The sequence below is a fragment of the Micromonospora sp. NPDC050980 genome (genome assembly GCF_040653835.1).
Taxonomy (GTDB): Bacteria; Actinomycetota; Actinomycetes; order Mycobacteriales; family Micromonosporaceae; genus Micromonospora.
In genome coordinates, this window is the sequence record NZ_JBFAGS010000028.1 from 23,203 (window position 1) to 46,612 (window position 23,410).

Here is a 23,410-nt window from a genome sequence, read left to right on the forward strand (position 1 = left end):
CCTAGACTGGCCCCGGTGACGACTCCCGGCCCGGACGAAACCCTGACCTGCTCGGCGCGGGGATGTCGCGCCCCCGCGACGTTCCAGTTGCGCTGGCACAACCCCCGACTGCACGCGCCGGACCGGCGCAAGACGTGGCTCGCCTGCCCGGCGCACCGCACGTCCCTGGGTGACTTCCTCGACGCGCGCGGCTTCCTGCGCGAGGTGGTGCCGCTGCCCGGATCGCCTACGCTCGAATCGTGAGCGAGCAGACGATCAGGCCCCGCGCCGCCGGCGGACGCGGCGGTTCCACCCGGTGAACGGTGACGACCCGGCCGGCCGGCCGACCGCCCCACCCGGCCCGCTGGAACCCTGGCCGGAGACGGTCCGCTGGCAGCCGATCTCCCGCGACCTGATCTGGGTGGAGTTGATCCGGCTCGGCATCGGTCTCGCCGTGGCGCTGGTGGTGCTGGGCGCGGCCTGGGCGTTGTCCGGGCACTGGCTGCTCGGCGCCGCCGTCGGCGTGGCGCTGCTGCTGGCCGCCTGGCGGACGATCACCATCGTGCGCGCGGTCCGCGCCTGGGGGTACGCCGAGCGCGACGACGACCTGCTGGTGCGCCACGGCCTGCTGGTGCGGCGGCTCTCCATCGTCCCGTACTCGCGGATGCAGTTCGTGGACGTGAGCGCCGGTCCGCTGGAGCGCGCCTTCGACCTGGCCACCGTGCAACTGCACACGGCCGCGGCGGCCAGCGACGCCCGGGTGCCCGGCCTGCGCCCGGCCGAGGCGTCCCGGCTGCGCGACCGGCTCACCGCGCTGGGCGAGGACCGGGCGGAGGGCCTGTGAACCCCTTCGGCACGCCGCCGCCGGAGGAGCAGCCGGGACCGCCGGGCGGTCCGGGGCCGGTGACGAACGGGCAGCCGTGGCCCCCGGCGCCGGGCCACGGTCCACCGGGCCCACCGCCCGGCCAGGCACCGGCGCCGGACTCCGGCCCGCCGGCCGGCCGGGTCCCACCCGCACCCGGGCCGCAGCCGCCGCACCCGGGGGCGTGGGGGCCCGTGCCGTGGGGGCCGCCGGACGGGGAGGAGCCGCGGCAGCGGCTGCACCCGCTGAGCCCCGCGCTGCACGGCGCGAAGTCGCTTGTCGTGGTGATCGCCGGTCTCTCCTGGTCGACGCTGAACCGGGTCGGCTTCGGCTGGTTCGCCGTGCTGGTCGCGGTCTTCGTGCTCGGCGCCACGGTGCTGTCGGTGGTCAGTTGGTGGAACACCGGCTACCACGTGGTGGGGCGCGAGTTGCGGGTGCACGAGGGGCTGCTGTGGCGGCGGACCCGGGCCATTCCGCTGGAGCGGTTGCAGGCGGTGGAGGTGGTCCGGCCGCTGTTGGCTCAGCTCACCGGCCTGGCCGAGCTGCGGCTGGAGGTGGTCGGCGGGGGCAAGACCGAGGCGCCGCTGGCGTACCTCGGGGTGGCCGAGGCCGCCGCGCTGCGGCAGCGGCTGCTCGCCGTGGCCGGGCGCGCGCCGGGGCCCGCGCCCGTAGCCGCCGCCGGTGTGCCGGCCCAGCCCGCCCCGACCGGGCGTCGGCTGCACGCCGTCCGCAACCAGGATCTGCTGGTCAGCCAACTGCTCACGCCGCAGGCGTTCCTGCTGCCGTTCGGCGTGGCCTTCGTGGTGGCGCAGTTCCTGTCCGAGGGCTCGTGGTCGTTCGTCGCGGTGGCCAGCACGCTCACCGCGATGTTCGGGGTGGTGCTGCAACCGATCCGCCGGGTGCTCGACGACTGGAGCTTCCGGCTCGACGCCGACGGTGACACGCTGCGGGTGCACAACGGGCTGCTGGAGACGCGGGTGCAGACGGTGCCGCTGCACCGGGTGCAGACGGTCGGGGTGACCTGGCCGCTGCTGTGGCGGGTGAAGGGCTGGCTGCGGCTGCGGCTGGAGGTGGCCGGCTACTCGGCGGGCGAGCCGGACGACCGGAACCGCCCGGACCGGCTGCTGCCGGTCGGCGACGCCGGCACCGGTGGGCGGGTGGTGACGGAGGTGCTGCCGGGCGTACGGCTGGACGCGCTGCCCGGCACCCCGCCGCCGGCACGGGCCCGCTGGCTGCGCCCGCTGAGCCGGAGGGTGGTCGGCGCCGGCCTCGACGAGCGGGTCTTCGTGGCCCGCTCCGGGTTGCTCACCCGCCGGTTGACGCTGGTGCCGTACGCCCGGATCCAGAGCGTGCGGGTCACCCAGGGGCCGGCGCAGCGGCGGCTGCGGCTGGCCACCGTGCACGCGGACACCGCCGGTGGCGCCGGCGCGGCGGCGGTCGACCGCGACCTGCACGACGCGTGGGAACTGGCCGCGGAGCTGACCGCCCGGGCGCGGGCCGCGCGGCGGGCCGACCCGCACCGCTGAGGGGTAAGGAGGGGCCCCTTCTTAACGCATTCGGTAGAGACGGGGCCCCTTCTCACCACTCCTGCCGGGGCCGGGCGGGTCAGCGACGTTCGGCCGGCACCGCGTCCCGGTCGGCGGTGGGCGTGGCGTCCGGACCGGCGGCGGGCGCGGTGACGCCGGTCACGGCGGCCGGCGTCCCGGCCCGGCGGGCACGCCGCGCCCGCCACCAGCGCTCGGCGAGGCCGACCACCAGGAACGTCATCCCCACGTACGCCCAACCGACGAGCACGTCGATCAGGTAGTGCTCGCCGCTGTAGATCAGCGTGAACGTCATGGCCAGCGGGTAGGCCAGCAGCAGCGGCCACCACCGCCTGCGCACCGAAGGTAGGAAGAACAGCACCACGAACAGCGCGAACGCGGTGTGCAGCGACGGCATGGCGGCCACCGGGTTGGAGGCGATCTGGCCGGCGTTGAGCAGGTTGCCCGCGCCGTGCATGCCGATCTCCTTCCAGCCCCGGGTGGAGATCCGGGCCACCTCGGTGAGCAGCCCGTTCTGCGCCGCCCACCACGGCGGGGCGGCCGGGTAGGCGAAGTAGGTGACAAGTCCGGCCGCGCACAGGAAACCCCACCGGGCCATGTAGCCGACCCAGCGCTGCCGGTTGCGCATCCAGAGCACCGCGGCGGCGGCCAGCGTCGCCACGAAGTGCGAGAAGTAGATCCAGCTCACCAGCACGTCCCACCAGCGCACCTGGGCCGGGTCGTAGAGGTGCTGCTGGAGCCAGACGGTCGGCACCTCGCCGCCGGTGGCCCACCCGGTCAGGAACCGGTCGGCGACGATCAGCTCCATGGCGTGCGGCGTGGCGCCGTTGTCGGCGAACCCGCGGGAGAGGTTGTACGCGGCGAGCAGCAGCACGACCGGGATCCAGTCCCGGGCGAAACGCAGGTGGCTGCGCCACGGGCGGGCCGAGTTCCAGGCGACCGTGCCGGCCCAGATCCACAGGAACGCGTACGCCGGGTCGGTGGGCAGGCCGATGGCGAACCAGGCGGCCACGAAGGCGAGGCCCCAGACGGCCATCGCGATCACGCGACGGCGCCCGCCGTCGGGGGACGCGGTCGGTCCGGCGGGGGCGGGGGGCGGGGAATCTGTCGACACGGCCATCGCGGTCAAGGTTAACGGCGGTCGACCGGAGGGCCGACGCCGACCGTCGGGAGCACGGCGTGCCGCACCGTCGGGAGCACGGCGTGCCGCGCCGTCGGGGCCGGCCCGGACGGCGGACGGCGTCGCGGTCGCTGCACTAGGCTCGGCCGCATGCAGGAGCAGCCGGAGTCGCCTCTCGCGCCGGGCCGGACCGCCCGGGTCGACCTGACCGTGACCGACGCGGACACCGCCCTGGCGCTGGGCTCGGGCGACGTGCCGGTGCTCGGCACCCCCCGGGTGGTGGCGCTGGCCGAGGCGGCGACCGTGGCGGCCGTCGCGACCGGGATGCCGGCCGGGTCCACCACCGTCGGCGTCCGGGTCGAGCTGGAGCACCGTGCGGCCACCCCGGTCGGGCGGACCGTGTCCGCGCACGCCGAGCTCGTCGAGGTGGACGACCGTCGGCTGGTCTTCGAGGTGACCGTCAGGGACGGCAACGCGGTGGCCGCGCAGGGGCGCGTCGAGCGGGCGCTCGTCGACCGGCAGCGTTTCGTCGAGCGGGCCGCACGCGCGTGACGACCGCCGGCTTCTCCGAGATCGCCGCCGGGGTCCACCTGCTGCGCGAGCCGCTGCTGCGCGTCAACGTGGTGCTGGTGGTGGGCGACGGCGCCGCGGTGCTGGTGGACACGCTCTCCACCGCCGGGCAGGCGCGGGAGCTGGCGGCGGCGGCCCGGGCGGTCACGCCGCACCCGTGGACGGTCGTCAACACCCATCACCACTTCGACCACTGCTTCGGCAACGCCACGCTGGCCGGGCCGGACACCCCGGTGTACGCGCACGCCCGGGCCGCGGCGGCGCTGCGCGACCGGCCGGACGAGCTGCGCCGGGCGGCGTACGAGGAGATGCACGCCGAGCAGCCGGCGCTGGCCGACGAGTTGGCCCGGACCGAGCTGCGGGCGCCGACGCACGAGGTGCACTCCGAGACGGTGCTGGACGTCGGCGGCCGGCGGGTGCTGCTGCGCCACCCGGGACCCGGGCACACCGACGCCGACCTGGTGGTGCACGTCCCGGACGCGGACGTGCTGGTGGCGGGCGACCTGGTGGAGCAGAGCGGGCCGCCGGCGTTCGAGGAGTCGTACCCGTTGCGATGGCCGGACGCGGTGGCCGACCTGCTGCGGTTGACCACGCCGGCGACGGTGGTGGTGCCGGGCCACGGCGAGCCGGTCGACGTGGCGTTCGTCCGCGAGCAGCACGACCAGCTCGCGCGGCTGGCCTGGCTGATCCGCGCCGGCCACACCGGCAGCGCCCCGCCGGAGCGGGTGGCCGCCGAGTCGCCGTTCGGCGCCCGGCCCGGCCTGATCGCGGCGCGCCGCGGCTACGCGGACCTCGACGGCACGGCGTGAGCGGCCGGCCGGTTCAGCCGGCGTCGGCCGCGATCGACCGCAGCCGGGCGCGGCATTCGGCGACGAACGCCGGGAAGGTGTGCCAGTAGTACGCCACGCCGCCGGCCGCGGCGGCGATCGCCCAGGCTCGGGCCCGCGTCCAGGTCACGTCGTCCACGCCGAGCGTCTCCCAGTAGGCGTGCCGGGCCTCGGCCGGCAGGTCCCAGGTGGGGGGCGTGTTCCGCGTCGGGGTGCCCGACGGTCAGGCCGCCGAAGTCGATGACGGCGTGCAGCCGGCCGTCGCGGACGAGGAGGTTGGTGGGCTTGAGGTCGCTGTGCAGCCAGACGTGCGGACCGGTGGGGTCGGGCCGGGCCACGCCGTCCCGCCACAGCCGTTGCAGCAGGTCGACGTCGACCTCGGCGCCGATCGTGCGTCGGCAGTCGTCGAGCGCCCCGCTGATCCACCCGTCGCAGGGGCGCAGGCTGCCGCCGCGATATCCGCTCAGGGCTCCCGCGCGGGTGGCGCCGGCGAGGTCGAGGGCGTGCAGTTCCCGGACCACCGAGGCCAGGTCGACACCGAACGCGGCCCAGTCGGAGACGGTGTCGGGGCGGACCTCGTCGCCGTCGATCCAGCGGTAGACCGACCAGGGCAGCGCGAAGGCGGCGGACGGCGCGCCGGCGTGCAGCGGCTCCGGCACCGGGTACGACAGCCGGGCCGCCAGGCTCGGCAGCCACCGCTGCTCCTTGCGCAGGGCGTCGGCCTTCTCGGCGGTGCGGGGCATGCGGACGAGCAGGTCGTCGCCGAGCCGGTACATGGTGTTGTCGGTGCCGGCGCCGGCGGGCCGCAACGGCAGGGCGGCCCATCCGGGGCACTGCTCGGTCAGCAGCGACTGGACCACCGACTCGTCCACCGGCATCTCGCCCTGGTGCAACGTCACGGGGAGATCATCGTGCCGGGGCCGGCCGGCGGCCACCGATTTCCGTGCCCGGGCGTGGGTCCGAGCGGGCGCGCAACGCGGTGAGCAGCGCGTCCAGGTGGGGGGCGGCGGCGAGCACGGCGGCCCGGGCCGGCGCGTCGAGCCGGGCCAGCGCCTCGGTGAGCAGCGCGGTGCGGTGGATCTCGTGGTCGGCCATCCAGCGGTGGGCGGCCTCGGTGAGGCGCAGCCGGACCACCCGGCGGTCGGCGGGATCGCGGTCGCGGACCAGTAGCCCGGCGTCGGTGAGGTCGCGCACCAGTGTGCTGACCGTGTTCGGTGCGGTGCCCAGGCGGCCCGCCACCTCCTTGCCGCTGATCCCCGGCGTGCCCCGGACCAGCAGGAGCACCTCCACCTGCGCCTCGGGCAGCGGCTCCCGGGCGGCGCGGGCGACGGTGCGGCGGCGAAGCAGCCGGTGCAGTTCCCCCAGCACCGCCCCGAACCGCGCGATCTCCTCGTCGGTCGCCACCCGGGTCACCTGCTTCACATCGCAATAGTTCTGACTACAGAGATAAGGTAACCCGGCACGCCGATCCTGGGGGGACCTCTCGTGAGCCACACCGTGCGGACCGCAGCGGGCCCGCCCGTCGACCGACCCGCCACGCCGGGCGGCGGCGCGAGCCTGCTGGTGCTGCTCGGCACGCTCACCGCGATCGGCCCGCTGTCACTCGACATGTACCTGCCGGCGTTCCCGGCGATGACCCGGGAACTCGGCGCCGACCAGGCCGGCATCCAGCTCTCGCTGACCACCTGCCTGATCGGCCTGGCGCTGGGCCAACTGGTCACCGGCCCGCTCAGCGACCGCTGGGGGCGGCGCCGCCCGGTGCTGGTCGGCGTCGTCGCGTACGCCCTGCTGGCGCTGGCCTGCGCCGCGGCACCCAGCGCCCCGCTGCTGGCCGGCGCGCGGTTCGCCCAGGGGCTGGCCGGCGGCATGGGCGTGGTGGTCGCCCGCGCGGTGGTCCGCGACCTCTACGCCGGCCGGGACGCGGCGAGGTACTTCTCCCGGCTCACCCTCGTCTTCGGGGTGGCGCCGGTGGCCGCGCCGAGCGTCGGCAGCCTGGTGCTGCGGCTCGGTTCGTGGCGGACGGTCTTCCTCACCCTGGCCGTCATCGGGGCGGTGCTCGCCGTCGCGGTCGCGCTGCGCCTGCCCGAGACGCTGCCACCGCAGCGTCGCAGCACCGGCGGGCTGGCCACCACCGCCCGGACCATGCGGTCGCTGGCCACCGACCGGGTCTACCTCGGGTACGCGCTGACCCAGGGCTTCGCGTTCGCCGGGCTGTTCGCGTACATCTCCGGGTCGTCCTTCGTGTTCCAGGACGTCTTCGGCGTCTCGGCGGCCGTGTTCAGCGTGTTCTTCGGGGTCAACGCGCTCGCGCTGGTGGCCACCGGGCAGCTCAACGCCCGGCTGCTCGACCGGTTCAGCCCGCGCCGGCTGCTGGTCACCACGCTCGTGGTCGGCCTGGTCACCGCCGCCGGTGTGCTGACCGGCGCGCTCGCCGGCAGCCTCGCGGTCACGGCGGTGGCGTTGTTCGCGTTCGTCGGCTCGCTGGGCATGGTGATGCCGAACAGCACCGCGCTGGCGCTGGACGCGCACGCCCGGCACGCCGGCACCGCCGCCGCGCTGATGGGCGGCATCCAGTCGGTGGTCGGCGCGCTGGCCGCGCCGCTGGTCGGCCTCGGCGGCGAGGGCAGCGCGCTGCCGATGGCCGCCGTGCTGGCCGGCGCCGCCACCCTCTCGCTCACGGCCGTCCTCACCCTCGCCCGCCGCTGACCCCCGCCGCCGCGCGCCGCGCCCAGGGTGTTAACAGGGGGCCCCTCCGCTACCGGATGCGTTAAGAAGGGGCCCCTCCTTTCATGCGAAGCGGGTGGCGACGGCGGCGCGGGTGGGCATCGCGGTGGCGCCGCCGGGTGACTCGCAGACCAGGCCCGCCACCCGCAGCGCGAAGCCGACCCGCTCCCGCCAGCCGACCGCGTCGGCCGGCTCGCCGGCGGCGAGCAGCTCGGCCACCAGCGCGCCCATCACCGAGTCGCCCGCGCCGGTGGCGTCCACCGCGTCGACAGTCGGCGCCGGCACGCGCACCACGTCGTCGCCGGCCGCGACCAGCGCGCCGTCCGCGCCGAGCGTGACCACCACGGTGGCCGCGCCCAACTCCCGCAGGTACGCGGCGACGCCCTCCACCGGCTCGTCGGGGTAGAGCGCCCGGGCGTCCGCGCCGCTCAGCTTCACCAGGTGCGCGGCGGCGGCGAACTCGGCGACCACGGCCCGCAGCGCGTCGAGCGCGCCGGGCGCGGTGAGCAGGCTGGAGCGCACGTTCGGGTCGAACACCCGCAGCCCGCCGGCGATCGACCAGGCCCGGCGGGCGGCGGCCAGCACCGGCGGGTGGAGCAGCACTATCGAGCCGCAGTAGAGCACGTCCGCGCCCTCGACCAGCGCCACGTCGAGGTCGTCCGGCCCGAGCAGGGCGTACGAGCGCGGCTCGCCGTAGAAGCGGAACTCCGGCTCCGGGCCGGCGAAGGTGGCCACGGCCAGCGCGGTCGGGGCCGGCGCCGTCACCGCGCCGGCCACGCCCACGCCGGCGGCGGTGAGGAAGTCCCGGATCCGGCCGGCGAGCGCGTCGTCGCCGAGCGACCCGACGAACTGCACGTCACCGCCGAGGCGGGCGATCGCCACCGACACGTTGAGCGGTCCGCCGCCGATAGCCTGCCGGTAGACGGGTTCCCCGTCGTGCTCGGCGTCGAGCAGGTCGACCAACGCCTCGCCGAGCACCACCGCGTACCCCATCCTGGCTCCTCTCGTTGTCCTCCCCCGATCCTGGCCCATGGCGCCGGGGGGACGCGACGGGACCCAATGCATCGACCGGCGACTATTGCGCGCGGGGGCCGGACGTGATGGGATGGCGCTACCGGGAGGGCGCGGGGGCTGCCGCGTCGCCGGGTCGAGCCGACGCGAGGGCATCCACGGTCCGTGACACGGACCGCAGGCGGTGCGCGCCCCCCGACGGCCCCGGCCGCACGCCGACCGCCGGGCGCGGGCACCGCGATGATCGCATCCGCTCGTCGCAGCGGGGCGGGCCGACAGCGGGCCACGCCCCGCGAGTCAGGAGATTTCCGTGCACCGATCCCGAACGGCCGCGCTCGTCACCGCGGCCCTCACCCTGGCCGTGGGCGCGTTCGCCCTGGCCTCCGGGCCCGACCCGGCCGCCGCGCACGGCGCGGCCATGACGCCGGGCGCCCGCACCTACCTGTGTTGGAAGGACGGCCTCACCGGCAGCGGTGAGATCCGGCCCAACAACCCCGCCTGCGCGTCGGCCGTCGCGGAGAACGGGCCGAACTCGCTCTACAACTGGTTCAGCGTGCTGCGCTCCGACGCGGGCGGGCGAACCGTCGGCTTCATCCCCGACGGCAAGCTGTGCAGCGGCGGCAACCCCGGCTTCAGCGGCTACGACGCGGCCCGCAACGACTGGCCGGTCACGCACCTGACGGCCGGGCGGTCGATGGAGTTCCGCTACAGCAACTGGGCCCACCACCCGGGCACGTTCTACTTCTACGTGACCAAGGACAGTTGGAGCCCGACCCGGCCGCTGGCCTGGAGCGACCTGGAGGAGCAGCCGTTCCTGCAGGTGACCAACCCGCCGCAGCGCGGCGCGGTCGGCACCAACGACGGCCACTACTACTTCACCGGCAACCTGCCGACGAACAAGAGCGGCCGGCACATCATCTACTCGCGCTGGGTCCGCTCGGACAGCCAGGAGAACTTCTTCGGCTGCTCCGACGTGACGTTCGACGGGGGCAACGGCGAGGTGACCGGCATCGGCTCGGGCGGCAACCCCACGCCGACGCCGACCACCCCGACGCCGACGCCCACCAACCCCACGCCCACGCCGACCACCCCGACGCCGACGCCCACCGGCCCGACGCCCACGCCGACGATGCCGGCCGGCGCCTGCATGGCGGTCTACAAGGTGGTCAGCGCCTGGGGCAACGGCTTCCAGGGTGAGGTAATGATCATGAACCACAGCACCCGGACGTACTCCGGGTGGACCGCGAGCTGGACCTGGCCCAGCGGCCAGACCATCAACCAGGTGTGGAACGGCACGCTGAGCGGCAGCGGGGCGTCGGTGACGGTCACCAACGCCCCCTACAACGGCAGCGTCCCACCGGAGGGCACCACCACGTTCGGCTTCACCGCGAACTACTCCGGCCAGAACACCCTGCCCACGGTCACCTGCACCGGCCGGTGACCCGGCACTGAGAAGGGCCCCCGGCAGCGCGCCGGGGGCCCTTCGTCCGGCCCGCCTCAGCGGACCATGCTGCCCACGACCGGCTTGGTCAGCAGCGCGGACTGGTTGCGCTGGATGCCCGGGTCGAGCGTCTTGGCCACGAAGATGGCGTGCCAGATGCAGAAGATCAGCACGGTCCACACCTTGCGGGAGTGGTCGGCCTCCTCCCGCTTGTGCTCCTCCAGCAGCCGCATCGCGTACGACAGGTCGATCAGGTCGCCCGCGCCGGAGGTGGCCAGCACGTGCCGGGCCCACTCGTACATCTCGCCGCGCAGCCAGACCCGGGTCGGGGTCGGGAAGCCCAGCTTCTTGCGGTTGACGATGGCCGGCGGCACGACGCCCTGCAACGCCTGGCGCATCGCGTACTTGGTGGCCTCGGAGCGCGGCGGCAGCTTCAGGTCGACCGGGATGCCGGCGGCGACGTTGAACACCTCCCGGTCCAGGAACGGCACCCGGACCTCCAGCGAGTGCGCCATCGAGATCCGGTCCGCCTTGACCAGGATGTCGCCGCGCAGCCAGGTGTAGAGGTCGACATACTGCATCTTGGTGACGTCGTCCAGCTCGGTGCACTCGGCGTAGATCGGCGCGGTGACGTCGGTGTAGCGCACCGAGGGGTCGTAGCGGCGCAGCAGGTGCTGCTTCTCCTCCTCGGTGAACATCCGGGCGTTGCCGTAGTAGCGCTGTTCGATCGGGGTGGTGCCGCGTTCCAGGAAGCTCTTGCCCTTGACCCCCTGGGGAATGGCCTTGGACACCGCCCGCAGGCCCTTCTGCACGCCGTCCGGCAGGCCGTTGACCGAGCTGAGCGACAGCGGCTCGCGGTAGATCGTGTAGCCGCCGAAGAACTCGTCCGCGCCCTCGCCGGAGAGCACCACGGTGACGTGCTCGGCGGCCTTCTTCGCCACGAAGTAGAGCGGGACCAGGGCCGGGTCGGCGACCGGGTCGTCCAGGTGCCAGACGATCTTCGGAAGCGCGTCGATCATGTCCTGCGGCCCGATCTTGGTCGGGATGGTGGTCACGTCGAGGTGCCGGGCCGACTCCTGGGCCACGTCGATCTCGGAGTAGCCGGGCACGTCGTAGCCGACGGTGAAGGTGAGGATGTTCGGGTTGAACTCGCGCGCGAGGGCCACCACGGCGGTCGAGTCGATGCCGCTGGACAGGAACGAGCCGACCGGCACGTCCGAGCGCATGTGCATCCGGACGCTCTCCCGCAGCGTCTCCCGGATGTCGTGGTAGAGCCGCTGCTCGTCCGGGACCGGGGCGGGCCGGAACACCGGCCGGTACCAGCGGCGCACGTCGATCCGGCCGTCCGGGCTCCAGGTGAGGTACTCCCCCGAGCCGATCCGGCTGATCCCCTTGTGCAGCGTGCCCGGCTCCGGGACGTACTGCAGGGTCAGGTAGTGGCTCAGGTTGGCGGTGTCGATGCCCGCGTCGCCCTGGTAGGCGGAGTGCGCGAACGGCAGCAGCGCCTTCTTCTCCGAGGCGAGGTAGAGACCGTCCTGGGTCTGGAGATAGTGCAGCGGCTTGATGCCGAAGTAGTCGCGGGCGCCGAACGCCCGCCGCTCCTGCCGGTCCCAGATCACGAACGCGAACATGCCGCGCAGCCTGGTGAGCACCTGCTCACCCCAGTAGTGGTAGCCGGCGACGATCACCTCGCCGTCGCCGTTCGTGGCGAACTGGGCGCCGTGGTCGCGGATCAGCTCGTCGCGCAGCTCGATGTAGTTGTAGATCTCACCGTTGAAGGTGAGCAGGTAGCGCCCGTCCGCGTAGGGCAGCGGCTCGTGGCTGAGCGCCACGTCGATGATCGCCAGCCGCTTGTGCGCGAACACGCCGTCCGCGTACCGGCCGGAGGCGTCGCCGACCACCTCGACCCCGGTCTCGTCCGGGCCGCGGTGGTGCAGGCACTCCAGTGCGCCGGCGATGTGGTCGCGGTGGGCGGCGGCGTCGCCGCGCGCGCTGAAGAAGGCCAGGAGTCCGCACATGACGGCCATCTTTCCACGCGCCGGAAGCCGCCGTCGCGGCACCGCAGGCACTCCCCGCCGCCGTGCGCGCGGTACCGTCGGGGCCAGCGACGAGGCTCAGGGAGGGGCGGATCATGGCCGAGGAGCGGACGCGGCAGGGCAAGCCGGCGGACGGCACGGAGTCACACGACCCGGACTTCCCGGAGGCGTTCCTGTCGTTCATGCGGCAGGGCTGGCGGGACACCGAGCTGCCGGTGGCGCCGCGCCCGGAGGCGCCCGACCACGCCAAGCGACGGGCCGCGCTGGCCGACGCCTTCCCGGGCGAGACGCTTGTCGTCCCCACCGGCACCGAGAAGGTACGCGCCAACGACACCGACCACCGGTTCCGGCCGGGCAGCGACTTCGCGTACCTGACCGGCGACCTGGAGCCGGACAGCGTCCTGGTGCTGCGCCCGGGCGGTGAGGCGACACTCTTCATGCGGCCCCGGTCGTCGCGGGCGACCGACGAGTTCTTCCGCAGCCGCCACGGTGAGCTGTGGGTGGGCCGCCGGCCGACGTTGCGCGAGAAGTCGACCGAGCTGGGCCTGCCGACGGCCGACCTGAGCGAGCTGGACGCGGCGCTGGCCGAGCTGGCTCCGGGGCGCACCCGCGTGCTGCGCGGCTTCGACGCCCGGGTGGACGCGGCCGTGCGCCCCTACGACGGCGCGCGCGCCGAGGGGCAGCCCGGCCGCGACCGGGAGCTGGCCATCGCGATCTCCGAGCTGAAGCTGGTCAAGGACGAGTGGGAGATCGCGCAGCTCCGGGAGGCGTGCGAGGCCACGGTGCGCGGCTTCGAGGACGTGGCCCGGGCGCTGCCGGCCGACCGGGGGGTCTCCGAGCGCCTGCTGGAGGGCGTCTTCGCGTTGCGCGCCCGGCACGACGGCAACGACGTCGGCTACGGCTCGATCGTGGGGGCCGGCGAGCACGCCACGATCCTGCACTGGGTGCACAACCACGGCGCGACCCGTCCGGGTGACCTGCTGCTGATGGACATGGGCGTGGAGAACCGCAACCTCTACACCGCCGACGTCACCCGGGTGCTGCCGGTGGACGGCCGCTTCACGTCGTTGCAGCGCCAGGTCTACGACGCGGTCCACGCCGCCCAGCAGGCCGGCATCGACATGTGCCGGCCCGGCGTCGGGTTCCGCGACGTGCACCTGGCCTCGATGCGGGTGCTGGCCGAGGCGCTCAAGGACCTCGGGCTGCTGCCGGTGAGCGTGGACGAGGCGATGGATCCGGCCTCCACGGTCTACCGCCGGTGGACGCTGCACGGCACCAGCCACATGCTCGGCATCGACGTGCACGACTGCGCGAACGCCCGCAAGGAGACCTACCGCGACGGGCCGCTCGGCGAGGGTTACGTGCTGACGGTGGAGCCGGGCCTCTACTTCCAGCCGGAGGACGAGCTGGTTCCCGAGGAGCTGCGCGGCATCGGCGTCCGGATCGAGGACGACATCCTGGTCACCGTCGACGGCCCGGTGAACCTGTCGGCCGGCCTGCCTCGGGGTTCGGGCGAGGTGGAGACCTGGCTGGCCGAGCAGCGCGAGGCGGGGCCGCGCCTGCCCGGCTGAGCCCCTCGGGCCGCACGATCGTCCACTGCGGGCCCGCGCCGACTCCGTGACGCCCCGCGTCCGGCACCGGCGCCGGCCCGCCGCTTTTAGCCCGTTTATGCGTATTTTTTTCTGATAAGACCTTCTCGCGAGGATCCTTCTCTTACGGTGTCGATCAGGGGCTACAACCCGTTTGTAGCCGCTCGCTCCCCCTGGGGCGACGCGATCCGTTTGGGGAGAACCGAAAGGGCGGGAAGGCTCTCATGTCCAACGAGATAACGACTGCCGACGGCGGGGCCGCGACGGCGACCCCGCCGGCGAGCAGGAGACGGGCGCTGTGGATCGTCACCGGCGTGGCCGGGCTGACCGGCGTCGTCGGCCTGGCGGCGCTGGGCGGCCTGGCCGCCCGGGACGACCGGGCCGGCGGACCGGAGCGGGTGGCGGACAACCGGGCCGCCGCGCCGCACGACGCCGGCGGCGACGCCCACGAGGACGGCGGGCGGGGCGACCACGGCGAGGGCCGGGCGGGCCCCGGCCGGGGTGAGTGGGGTGGCGGGGAGGAGCACGACGGGGCCCGGGAGATCCCCTGCGACGACGACGCCCTGGTCGACGCGCTCGAACTGGCCAACCGCGGCCACGGCGGCACCCTGAAGCTCGCCGAGGACTGCACCTACGAAGTCGGCGTCAAGGACCGCACGGTCGGTGGCGCCCTGCCCGCCATCACGCAGGACGTCACCGTCGAGGGCAACGGCGCCACCATCAGGCGCGACGCCGAGGATGCCTTCCGGATCTTCCGCGTCGCCGGTGGCGGCCGTCTCACCCTCGACGACCTGACCGTCTCCGGCGGCAGCGCGTCCGAGGTCCGGCACCCCGTCCCGGCGGCGTCGGTCGCGCACGGCAGGCCGGGTGCGGGCGACGGCGGCGCGCTGCTGGTCGAGCGCGGCGGCAGCGCCCACCTGTCCAACGTCACGCTCACCGACAACAACGCCGAGCACAACGGCGGCGCGGTGGCCAACTACGGCCGGGTGTGGCTGCAGGAGAGCAAGGTCCTGCACAACCACGCCCAGGGCGACGGCGGCGGCATCTTCAACCGCGGCATCCTCAAGGTCGAGGACACCGCCGTCGACGACAACACCGCCGGCGGCAACGGCGGCGGCATCGCCAACGGCAACGGCCTCTCCGGCAAGCACGGCACCGACGCCACCGAACTGAAGAGCTACGTCCCGTCGGGCAAGCACGACGACGCCGGCACCGTCGAGATCATCGGTTCCGACCACGGCAAGGACGGCGGCAAGGACGGCGGCAAGTCCTCACTGTCGAACAACCACGCCGGGCGCAACGGCGGCGGGCTGTTCAGCAGCGGCGGCTACGTCACCGTCTCCTTCACCCACATCACCGGCAACACCGCCTGCGAGAACGGCGGCGGCAGCTACGCCGAGACCACCGACCTCGACCTCGACAAGCTCGTCGTCGCCGGCAACCACGCCGACGGCGACGGCGGCGGCCTGGTCGTCACCGGCGGCAAGCACTGGGGCTACCCCAACACCAAGCAATCAGCCAGCGCCACCATCGCCGACACCGTCATCGCCGACAACACCGCCAACCGCTTCGGCGGCGGCATCTACAACGGCGAATGGCTCGTCAAGATCGAAGACGGGTTCCTCACCCCGTCGGAGACCGAGGACGACAACGCCGCCCTCACCCTGCGCAACACCCTGGCCAAGGACAACACCGCCCTCAACGGCGGCGGCATCTTCAACAACAAGGCCACCATCACCCTGACCAAGACCCACGTCACCGAGAACACCGCCACCGACACCAGCAAACTGCACCGCGTCGCCGGCGGCGTCCTCAACCACGAAGGACACGTCACCCTCGACGACGAATCCCTCATCAGCAACAACGACCCCACCAACTGCGCCAACACCGTCGAGGACTGCTTCAACTGATTGCACCACCACATAGAGCCCGGGGTCCCTTCCCGCCGTCCGGCGGCGGGAAGGGACCCGCTCCGGGCGCGGTGTCCCCGGCCGGGGCATCCCGCCCCCGCTGCGACCACCGGCCCCACCCGCACCCTTATGCGGGTTTCTTTCGTATATTGGCACATGGCGAAGAAGGTTCTCATACGTTGTTGTTCAGCAGCTACAACCGATTTGTAGCGAAGGCCGCCTCGCCGTGGCGAAGCGACCTTGTCAGGTACAAGGAGAGGGCAGAGAGCTCCGATGTCCAACTACCTTCGCAATAACGATGACGCCACCACCCGCGAGACCGTTTCCCCGCTCCGGCGCCGCCGGCTCTGGCTCGCGACCGGCGTCGTGGGCCTGACCGGAGCGGTCAGCCTCGCCGGCGTCGCCTACGCGACCACCGGGGTCACCGGTCCGCACCGGCTCGCCGACGTGAAGTGGTCGACCACGCAGCAGCTCAGCGACGGCGACCACGGCGACGAGGCCACCGAGGACGAGCACGGCAAGGACGACTACCGCGCCGACGAGTACGGCAAGGACGGCAAGGACCGGGGCCATGAGGGCCGCGACCGGGGCGAGTGGGGCGAGTGGGGTGGCGAGGAGGACCACGGCACGGCCCGCGATATCCCCTGCGACGACAACGCCCTCGTCGACGCGCTCGAACTGGCCAACCGCGACCACGGCGGCACCCTGAAGCTCGCCGAGAAGTGCACCTACGAACTCGACGTCAAGGACCGCAAGGTCGGCGGCGCCCTGCCCGAGATCACGCAGGACGTCACCATCAAGGGCAACGGCTCCACCATCACGCGCGACGCGGAGGACACGTTCCGCATCTTCCGGGTCGCCGACGGGGGCCACCTCACCCTCAAGGACCTGACCGTCTCCGGCGGCAACGCGGCCGCGTTCAAGTACCCGGTCGCGCCGGCGGCGGCCCCCGCGGCGAACGGCGCCGCGACGCTGCGGGCCCCGGCCGCTCCGGCCCAGCCGGCGGTCGCCGCCCAGGCCGCCCCGGTCGCGGCGCAGGCCGCCCCGGCCCGGCCGGCGGTCGCCGCCCAGGCGGCTCCGGTCGCGGCACAGGCTGCCACGGCGGCGCAGGCCGCGACCACGGTCACGGTCACGGTTTCGGAGAACGGGGACGAGAAGGCCGGCGAGGGCGACGGCGGCGCGCTGCTGGTCGAGCGCGGCGGCAGCGCCCACCTGTCCAACGTCACGCTCACCGACAACAACGCCGAGCACAACGGCGGCGCGGTGGCCAACTACGGCCGGGTGTGGCTGCAGGAGAGCAAGGTCCTGCACAACCACGCCCAGGGCGACGGCGGCGGCATCTTCAACCGCGGCATCCTCAAGGTCGAGGACACCGCCGTCGACGACAACACCGCCGGCGGCAACGGCGGCGGCATCGCCAACGGCAACGGCCTCTCCGGCAAGCACGGCACCGACGCCACCGAACTGAAGAGCTACGTCCCGTCGGGCAAGCACGACGACGCCGGCACCGTCGAGATCATCGGTTCCGACCACGGCAAGGACGGCGGCAAGGACGGCGGCAAGTCCTCACTGTCGAACAACCACGCCGGGCGCAACGGCGGCGGGCTGTTCAGCAGCGGCGGCTACGTCACCGTCTCCTTCACCCACATCACCGGCAACACCGCCTGCGAGAACGGCGGCGGCAGCTACGCCGAGACCACCGACCTCGACCTCGACAAGCTCGTCGTCGCCGGCAACCACGCCGACGGCGACGGCGGCGGCCTGGTCGTCACCGGCGGCAAGCACTGGGGCTACCCCAACACCAAGCAATCAGCCAGCGCCACCATCGCCGACACCGTCATCGCCGACAACACCGCCAACCGCTTCGGCGGCGGCATCTACAACGGCGAATGGCTCGTCAAGATCGAAGACGGGTTCCTCACCCCGTCGGAGACCGAGGACGACAACGCCGCCCTCACCCTGCGCAACACCCTGGCCAAGGACAACACCGCCCTCAACGGCGGCGGCATCTTCAACAACAAGGCCACCATCACCCTGACCAAGACCCACGTCACCGAGAACACCGCCACCGACACCAGCAAACTGCACCGCGTCGCCGGCGGCGTCCTCAACCACGAAGGACACGTCACCCTCGACGACGAATCCCTCATCAGCAACAACGACCCCACCAACTGCGCCAACACCGTCGAGGACTGCTTCAACTGACCTGACGGACCCGGGGTACGGACCGGCCCCCCTGCCACGAGTGGCAGGGGGGCCGGTCCGCGTGCGGGATCAGCTCTGGACGAAGACCGCCACGCTGCGCGCCGGGACGGTGAAGGTTCCGCCCGCCCGGTCGAACGAGGCCGTCCGCAGCACCTCATCGGCCGAGTTCCGCAGCACCGGGTGCAGCGCCACGTCCGCCCCGCGCAGGCCGGCGACCGTCTGCTTCGCCGTCTCCGGGGTGGCGTTGAAGACGACGGTCACCGACTTCCACGTGCCGCCCAGCCCGCGGGCGTCCAGGGTCATGACGAGCACGCCCGGGGTCTCCTTCTCGCCGGACAGCGGGAACGCGACCCGCTTCTGCACCTGCTCGGCGGTCGGCAGCCCGAACACCGGCGACGACCGGCGGATGCGCAGCAGTTCCGCGTAGCGGGCGTCGGCCAGGTCGATCGCCGCGCAGCCCGGCACCAGCTTCGGATCGGCCAACAGCGGCTTCGCGTACGGCCACTTGTCCTTGTTGTCCTGCTCCGGCGGCAGGCCGGCGCCGAACCCGTTGCCCTGCGTGCAGTCCCAGCGGATCTGGTTGAACCAGTCACCGGAGTTGTACGAGTTGCGGTCCAGCGACTTCGACCGCAGCCGCTCCGAGCCGGCCGCGACGAATCCGGTGCCCTGCCCGAACGCGGTGGTCGACAGCGCGAGGACCTGCATCCGGGCCCGGTCCTGCGCCGAGGTGCCCGGCGGCAGCTTGTACGCCAGCGCGTCGTACAGGATCTCGTTGTCGTGCGCGTCGACGTAGGTGACCGCCTCGCCCGGCGCTGCCGTGTAGCCGGCCGGTGAGCCGTTGTAGTCGACCTGGGCGCCGGTGACCCGCTTGCCGGAGGTGTCGGTGAACCGGTAGTCGCGCAGGTTGCCGGTGAGCCCCACCTTGATCAGGTCGTGGGCGTGCAGCAGCCGGGCCTTCTGCTCGGCCGCCGAGCCGTTGACCTCGTCGCCGTTGGGGTCGGTGAAAAGGCCGGAGGCGAAGCCCTGCACCCGCGGGTTGGCGTCGAAGGGGCCGCCGCCACGCACCGCGTCGCGGAGCCGGTCGTTGAACGTGCCGATCCCGGTGCCGGCCATGTTGGCCTGGGTGGCCTGCACGAACCGGGCGTCGTTGGCGACCTCGCCGAAGTTCCAGCCCTCGCCGTACAGCATGATCTTCTTGCCGTCGACGCCGTCGCGGGCGAGCGTGAGCTTGTCCAGCGCGGCCCGCACGGCCAGGATGTTCGCCTTCGGGTGGTGGCCCATCAGGTCGAACCGGAACCCGTCCACCTTGTACGCCTTGGCCCAGGTGACCAGCGAGTCCACCACGAGCTTGCCCATCATGGCGTGCTCCGGGGCGGTGTTGGCGCAGCAGGTCGAGTTGGCGACCGTCCCGTCGTCGAGCAGCCGGTGGTAGTAGCCGGGCACCACCTGGTCGAGCACCGACTTTCCGTCGGTCCCCGCCGCCGAGGTGTGGTTGTAGACCACGTCCATGACCACCCGCAGACCGGCCTGGTTCACCCCGGCGACCATCTGCCGGAACTCGGTGGTGCGCTTCGCGCCGTTCGGGTCGACCGCGTAGCCGCCCTCCGGCACGGTGTAGTGCAGCGGGTCGTACCCCCAGTTGTAGCCGTCGGTGTCGGCGACCGCCGCGACGCACTTCTGCTGCTGGTCCGAGTCCGGCGGCAGCTTCGCCAGGTCACAGTCGGGCTGGGCCTGGTCGGCGCGCCGCTCCGGAATGGTGGCGAAGTCGAACGCCGGCAGCAGGTGCAGGTAGTTGACCCCGGCGTCGCCGAGCGCCCGCAGGTGCTTCATCCCGGCGGTGTTCGGGTCGGTGAAGGCGAGGTAGGTGCCCCGCTTCTCCGCCGGGACCGTGCTGTCGGCGATGGAGAAGTCGCGCACCGACAGTTCGGAGATCTGCGCCTTCGACGCCGGCGCCGCGGCCGGCTTGCGCAGCTTCGCCCAGCCGGCCGGCGCGAGCGCCGGGTCGCTCAGGTCGACGATCTGGCTGTGCGTCGAGTTCGGCGCGAGCGCCACCGAGTAGGGGTCGGTCACCGACGCGGTGACCACCTGCTGCGCCGCCGGCTGCCAGGCCTCGACCTGGTAGCGGTAGTAGCGGCCGGTCCACGCCCTGGTGCCGCGCACCGACCAGACGCCGGTGCGGTCGTTGCGGCTCATCGCCACCGTGCGCGGCTGCGCGGTGGGCGAGTCGAACAGTTGCAGCGACACCTTGCGCGCGGTCGGCGCCCAGACGGCCAGGGTGGGCACCCGGCCGGCGAACGTCGGGCCGAGCTTCGCCCGGGTGGCCGCCGCGTAGACGTCGTCGAGCACGCCGGGGATCTGCACGCCGGTCGCGGACAGCAGCGCGCCGTCGGCGTCCCGCTCGGTCACCACGAGTTGCCCGCGCAGCGCCGCCGGCACCTTGGCCAGATCGGCGCGGTCCAGCGAGAAGGCGTGCTGGGCCCAGAGCTGCGGGTACGCCTGCCGTTGCGCCTCGGTCAGCCCGTTGCGCTGGGCCCGCAGCGGCAGCGTGGTGTACGTGCCGGTCAGCTCGCCGTCGGCGACGCCGATCCCGCCGGCCGGGGCGGCGACGAGCGCGTACCGCTTGCCGTCGGTCGGTCCGGTGGCCCAGGCGACCGTGGACCTGTCGATCCACTGCGCCTTCTGCTTGGTGAGGTCGACGTCGGTGGCGGCGCCGGAGCTGGTCGCCGGCAGCAGCCGGCCCGCGACCCCGGCCAGCAGCCAGATCTCGTGCCCGACGCCGGTCAGGTCGAGCCGCTGGTCGTCCGGCTGATCCTTCTCGTCGCCGCGGTGGATGATGTAGCTCAGCCCGGTCGCGCCGGCCGCGAGGGGCACCCGGAACACCGCGCCGTAGGAGTCGATCTTCTCCGGCTTCAGCGGGGCGGCCCAGTCGGTCGGGTTGGCCGCGCCGTCCCACAGGTGCAGGCCCCACCCGTCGTAGTTGCCGTCGGCCTTGCGCCAGTGGATGACCGCGGTGCCCTGGTCGACGGCCGGGTCCGGCTCGCCGGTGGCGGCCTGCCGGGTCGGGTAGAGCGTCGCGTCGCCCTGCTTCACCCAGACCTCACCGGTCTGCGTCACGTCGATGGTGCGGTCGTTCGCCACGTCCTTGTTGCCGTCGGAGTCGACCACGAGGAAGCCGACGGACTTCGCGCCGGGCTTGAGCTTCACCCAGGCGAACCGGCCGTACGAGTCCTCGCCGGCGAACGGCTGCCCCTTCGGCCACTCGGTGGCGTACGCCGGGTCGATGTCGCCCCAGGCGTAGAGCCCCCAGTCGTCGTACCCGCCGGCCGGGCGCTGGTAGTGCACGACCGCCCAGTCCCGCGACGCGCCCTGCGCCGGGGTGCCGACCGTGCCGGTGGTGCGGGCGGTGGCGGTGCGGCCCCGGCCGTCGCGGACCACCGCCTTGTACTCGACAGTGGTGCCGCCGGCCAGGCCGGTCAGGTCGTGGTGCACCGTGTACGGGGCGCGGTCGGCCGTGCCCAGCAGCGTCCACTTCCCGCCGGGGACCCTCGCGGCGAACGTGACGGTGGCCAGCGGGTCGCCCTCGACCTGCGCGGTGATCGCGGTCCGGGTGGGCACCGGCGCGTCACCCGGCTCGGTGAGCGTGATGCGGGGGGCCGCGTCGGGCCGCGGGATCGCCCGGTCGGCCTTGAGCACCACTGCCGACATGGCCGGCACGGTGACGGTCAGCTTGCCGTCGGCGCCGGCCGTCGCGGTCGCGGCGTCGCCGTAGATGCCGGTGAAGCGGGTGCCGGCCGACCAGGTGTCCACTGTGACAGTCTGCGGGGTCGAGGCGTTGTTCACCGCCGCGAGGTGTTCCACCCGCTCGGTCTTCAGGATGCGGGAGAACGCGAACACACCCGGACCGTCGGCCGCGTACCGGGTGACCTGGACGCCGTCGCGCAGCGCCGGGTGCGCCGCGCGCAGCCTGCCCAACTCGGCGATGGTCCGGTAGAGCGGGTGGCGGGTGTCGTACTGGTCGGCGGCGTGGGTGCGGGTGGTGCCGATCAGGTCGTCGTCGAGGTAGTCCGCGGTGCGCGAGGCGAACATGTCCTGGCGGGCGTCCTTGTCCCCGCCGGGGCCGGTGAAGCCCTGCTCGTCGCCGGAGTAGACCACCGGCTGGCCGCGGGTGAGGAACATCAGCTGGTGGGCGAGTTGGTCGCGGCGAAGCTGGCTGGCGTCGTCGCCGCCGGCCGCGGCGATGAACGAGCCGATCCGGCCCATGTCGTGGTTGCCGAGGAACGTGGTCAGCCGGTTCGCGTCGGTGTCCCGGGCGGAGTAGAGGTCGTCCTTGGCGTACACGTCGGCGAGCGCCTTGGCCGAGCCGTCGGCGGCGGTGTAGCCGCGCGCCGCCTCCTGGAACGAGAAATCGAGCGTGGCGGGCAGGCCGCCCTGCCGCACGTAGGTCGACTCGATCGCCTGGTCGGCGCTGTAGACCTCGCCGAACATGAAGAAATCCTTCTTGCCGGCCTTCGCCGCGTAGGCGTCGATGCCCCGGGTGAACTGCGGCCAGAAGTCCAGGTTGGCGTGCTTGACCGTGTCGAGCCGGAAGCCGTCGACGCCGGCCTTGCCGATCCACTGCCCGTAGATGTCGGTCATGCCCCGGACCACCTCGGGCCGTTCGGTCCACAGGTCGTCGAGGCCGTAGAAGTCGCCGTACTCGCTGTTCTCCCCGGCGAACGTGGAGTCACCGCGGTTGTGGTACATGGTCGGGTCGTTGAGCCACGCCGGGACCTTGGCCTTCGCGTCGGCCGGGCTGGCGAACGTCGGGGTGTACGGGAACGACGTCGAGTTCACCGCCGGGAATCTGCGCGTGCCGTCGGCGTAGTTGCGGTCCTCGAACGCCCGCCCCTGCGCGTCGGTGTAGGGCGCGGTCTTCTTGTCGATGTAGCCGTACTTGTCCTCCGCGTAGCGGATGATGTCGGCCGTGTGGTTGACGATGATGTCGAGATAGACCTTGATGCCGCGCCGATGGGCCAGGTCCACCAGCTTCTTCAGCTCGGCGTTGCTGCCGAAGTGCGGGTCGACCTGGGTGAAGTCGGTGATCCAGTAGCCGTGGTAGCCGGCCGAGACGTCAGCGCCGGTGCCCTGCACCGGACGGTTCTTGAAGATCGGGGCGAGCCAGATGGCGGTGGTGCCCATGCCCTGGATGTAGTCCATCTTGTCGATGACGCCCTTGAGGTCACCGCCGTGGTAAAAGCCCTTGTCCGTCGGGTCGAGGCCGGTGGCGAGCCGGTCGCCGCGCAGGCCGCCGGTGTCGTTGCGCTTGTCGCCGTTGGCGAAGCGGTCCGGCAGCACGAAGTAGAACTGCTCCGCCTTCGCGGTGTTGGTGCCGGCCCTGAGCAGCGCCTCGGCGGACGGTTCCCGGCCCCACTGGGGGGCGTTGCCGGCGGCCAGGACGTCGGGGGTGGCGGCGCGCCCGGCGCTGGCGGCGCCCAGGTGGTGCAGGGCCGTCGGCACGCCGACGAGGGTGAGGACGAGGGAGGAGACCAGGGCGAGCAACGCCTTGGGGGATATCGGCGTCGGTTTCATCGACGGCCTTTCTCTGGTCGCTGA

General features: G+C 73.2%; 16 protein-coding genes. 10 read left to right on the forward strand and 6 right to left on the reverse strand.

The window, feature by feature from the left end; genetic code table 11:
* Nucleotides 1-15 precede the first annotated feature (15 nt).
* The 3 genes from AB0H28_RS27080 to AB0H28_RS27090 are packed head-to-tail and all read left to right on the forward strand — an operon-like array spanning nt 16 to nt 2,367.
* Complete coding sequence (locus AB0H28_RS27080) at nt 16-243, forward strand: hypothetical protein (protein WP_358045906.1); 228 nt, start codon at nt 16-18, stop codon at nt 241-243.
* A gap of 52 nt (nt 244-295) precedes the next feature.
* A complete protein-coding gene (locus tag AB0H28_RS27085) occupies nt 296-823 on the forward strand; it encodes a PH domain-containing protein (protein WP_358045909.1) in 528 nt (175 codons plus the stop codon).
* A 59-nt stretch (nt 824-882) separates the two neighbouring features.
* Entirely contained in the window at nt 883-2,367 is a 1,485-nt protein-coding gene (locus AB0H28_RS27090) for a PH domain-containing protein (RefSeq protein ID WP_358045974.1), read from the forward strand.
* A 79-nt stretch (nt 2,368-2,446) separates the two neighbouring features.
* Here AB0H28_RS27090 and AB0H28_RS27095 read toward each other — a convergent pair whose 3' ends face one another.
* Nucleotides 2,447-3,505: a phosphatase PAP2 family protein gene (locus AB0H28_RS27095; protein ID WP_358045913.1), complete on the reverse strand. Its 1,059-nt coding sequence runs from the start codon at nt 3,503-3,505 to the stop codon at nt 2,447-2,449.
* A gap of 150 nt (nt 3,506-3,655) precedes the next feature.
* On the opposite strand from AB0H28_RS27095, the gene AB0H28_RS27100 reads away from it, so the two are divergent.
* Nucleotides 3,656-4,057, forward strand: coding sequence for a hotdog domain-containing protein (locus AB0H28_RS27100; protein WP_358045916.1), 402 nt, complete (start codon nt 3,656-3,658; stop codon nt 4,055-4,057).
* The gene (locus AB0H28_RS27105) at nt 4,054-4,884 is read left to right on the forward strand and encodes an MBL fold metallo-hydrolase (RefSeq protein ID WP_358045919.1); all 831 of its coding nucleotides are present in this window, start codon (nt 4,054-4,056) and stop codon (nt 4,882-4,884) included. The genes AB0H28_RS27100 and AB0H28_RS27105 overlap by 4 nt, the downstream gene beginning before the upstream one ends.
* Here AB0H28_RS27105 and AB0H28_RS27110 read toward each other — a convergent pair.
* Nucleotides 4,857-5,801, reverse strand: a complete 945-nt coding sequence (locus AB0H28_RS27110; RefSeq protein ID WP_358045922.1) for an aminoglycoside phosphotransferase family protein — start codon at nt 5,799-5,801, stop codon at nt 4,857-4,859. The two genes, AB0H28_RS27105 and AB0H28_RS27110, sit on opposite strands and share 28 nt — an antisense overlap.
* A gap of 7 nt (nt 5,802-5,808) precedes the next feature.
* Nucleotides 5,809-6,324 carry a MarR family winged helix-turn-helix transcriptional regulator gene (locus AB0H28_RS27115; protein ID WP_358045925.1) on the reverse strand — a complete coding sequence of 172 codons (516 nt, stop codon included), beginning with the start codon at nt 6,322-6,324 and terminating at the stop codon, nt 5,809-5,811.
* A gap of 63 nt (nt 6,325-6,387) precedes the next feature.
* On the opposite strand from AB0H28_RS27115, the gene AB0H28_RS27120 reads away from it, so the two are divergent.
* Nucleotides 6,388-7,608, forward strand: coding sequence for a multidrug effflux MFS transporter (locus AB0H28_RS27120; RefSeq protein ID WP_358045928.1), 1,221 nt, complete (start codon nt 6,388-6,390; stop codon nt 7,606-7,608).
* Nucleotides 7,609-7,689: 81 nt separating this feature from the next.
* Here AB0H28_RS27120 and AB0H28_RS27125 read toward each other — a convergent pair whose 3' ends face one another.
* Nucleotides 7,690-8,619: a PfkB family carbohydrate kinase gene (locus AB0H28_RS27125; protein WP_358045931.1), complete on the reverse strand. Its 930-nt coding sequence runs from the start codon at nt 8,617-8,619 to the stop codon at nt 7,690-7,692.
* 322 nt (nt 8,620-8,941) lie between these two features.
* On the opposite strand from AB0H28_RS27125, the gene AB0H28_RS27130 reads away from it, so the two are divergent.
* Nucleotides 8,942-10,078, forward strand: a complete 1,137-nt coding sequence (locus AB0H28_RS27130; protein ID WP_358045977.1) for a lytic polysaccharide monooxygenase — start codon at nt 8,942-8,944, stop codon at nt 10,076-10,078.
* A gap of 56 nt (nt 10,079-10,134) precedes the next feature.
* Here the strand turns inward: AB0H28_RS27130 and asnB are convergent, their stop codons facing one another.
* Nucleotides 10,135-12,096: an asparagine synthase (glutamine-hydrolyzing) gene (gene asnB / locus AB0H28_RS27135; RefSeq protein ID WP_358045934.1), complete on the reverse strand. Its 1,962-nt coding sequence runs from the start codon at nt 12,094-12,096 to the stop codon at nt 10,135-10,137.
* Nucleotides 12,097-12,209: 113 nt separating this feature from the next.
* Here asnB and AB0H28_RS27140 point away from each other — a divergent pair, with 113 nt between their 5' ends.
* From AB0H28_RS27140 to AB0H28_RS27150, 3 genes are all read left to right on the forward strand, one after another.
* Nucleotides 12,210-13,685, forward strand: a complete 1,476-nt coding sequence (locus AB0H28_RS27140; protein ID WP_358045937.1) for an aminopeptidase P family protein — start codon at nt 12,210-12,212, stop codon at nt 13,683-13,685.
* A gap of 242 nt (nt 13,686-13,927) precedes the next feature.
* On the forward strand, nt 13,928-15,613 hold the full coding sequence (locus AB0H28_RS27145) for a hypothetical protein (protein ID WP_358045940.1): 1,686 nt from the start codon (nt 13,928-13,930) through the stop codon (nt 15,611-15,613).
* A gap of 273 nt (nt 15,614-15,886) precedes the next feature.
* Nucleotides 15,887-17,818: a hypothetical protein gene (locus tag AB0H28_RS27150; RefSeq protein ID WP_358045943.1), complete on the forward strand. Its 1,932-nt coding sequence runs from the start codon at nt 15,887-15,889 to the stop codon at nt 17,816-17,818.
* A gap of 69 nt (nt 17,819-17,887) precedes the next feature.
* On the opposite strand, the gene pulA is transcribed toward AB0H28_RS27150, so the two are convergent.
* The gene (pulA, locus tag AB0H28_RS27155; protein ID WP_358045946.1) at nt 17,888-23,386 is read right to left on the reverse strand and encodes a pullulanase-type alpha-1,6-glucosidase; all 5,499 of its coding nucleotides are present in this window, start codon (nt 23,384-23,386) and stop codon (nt 17,888-17,890) included.
* Between the last annotated feature and the right edge of the window lie 24 nt (nt 23,387-23,410).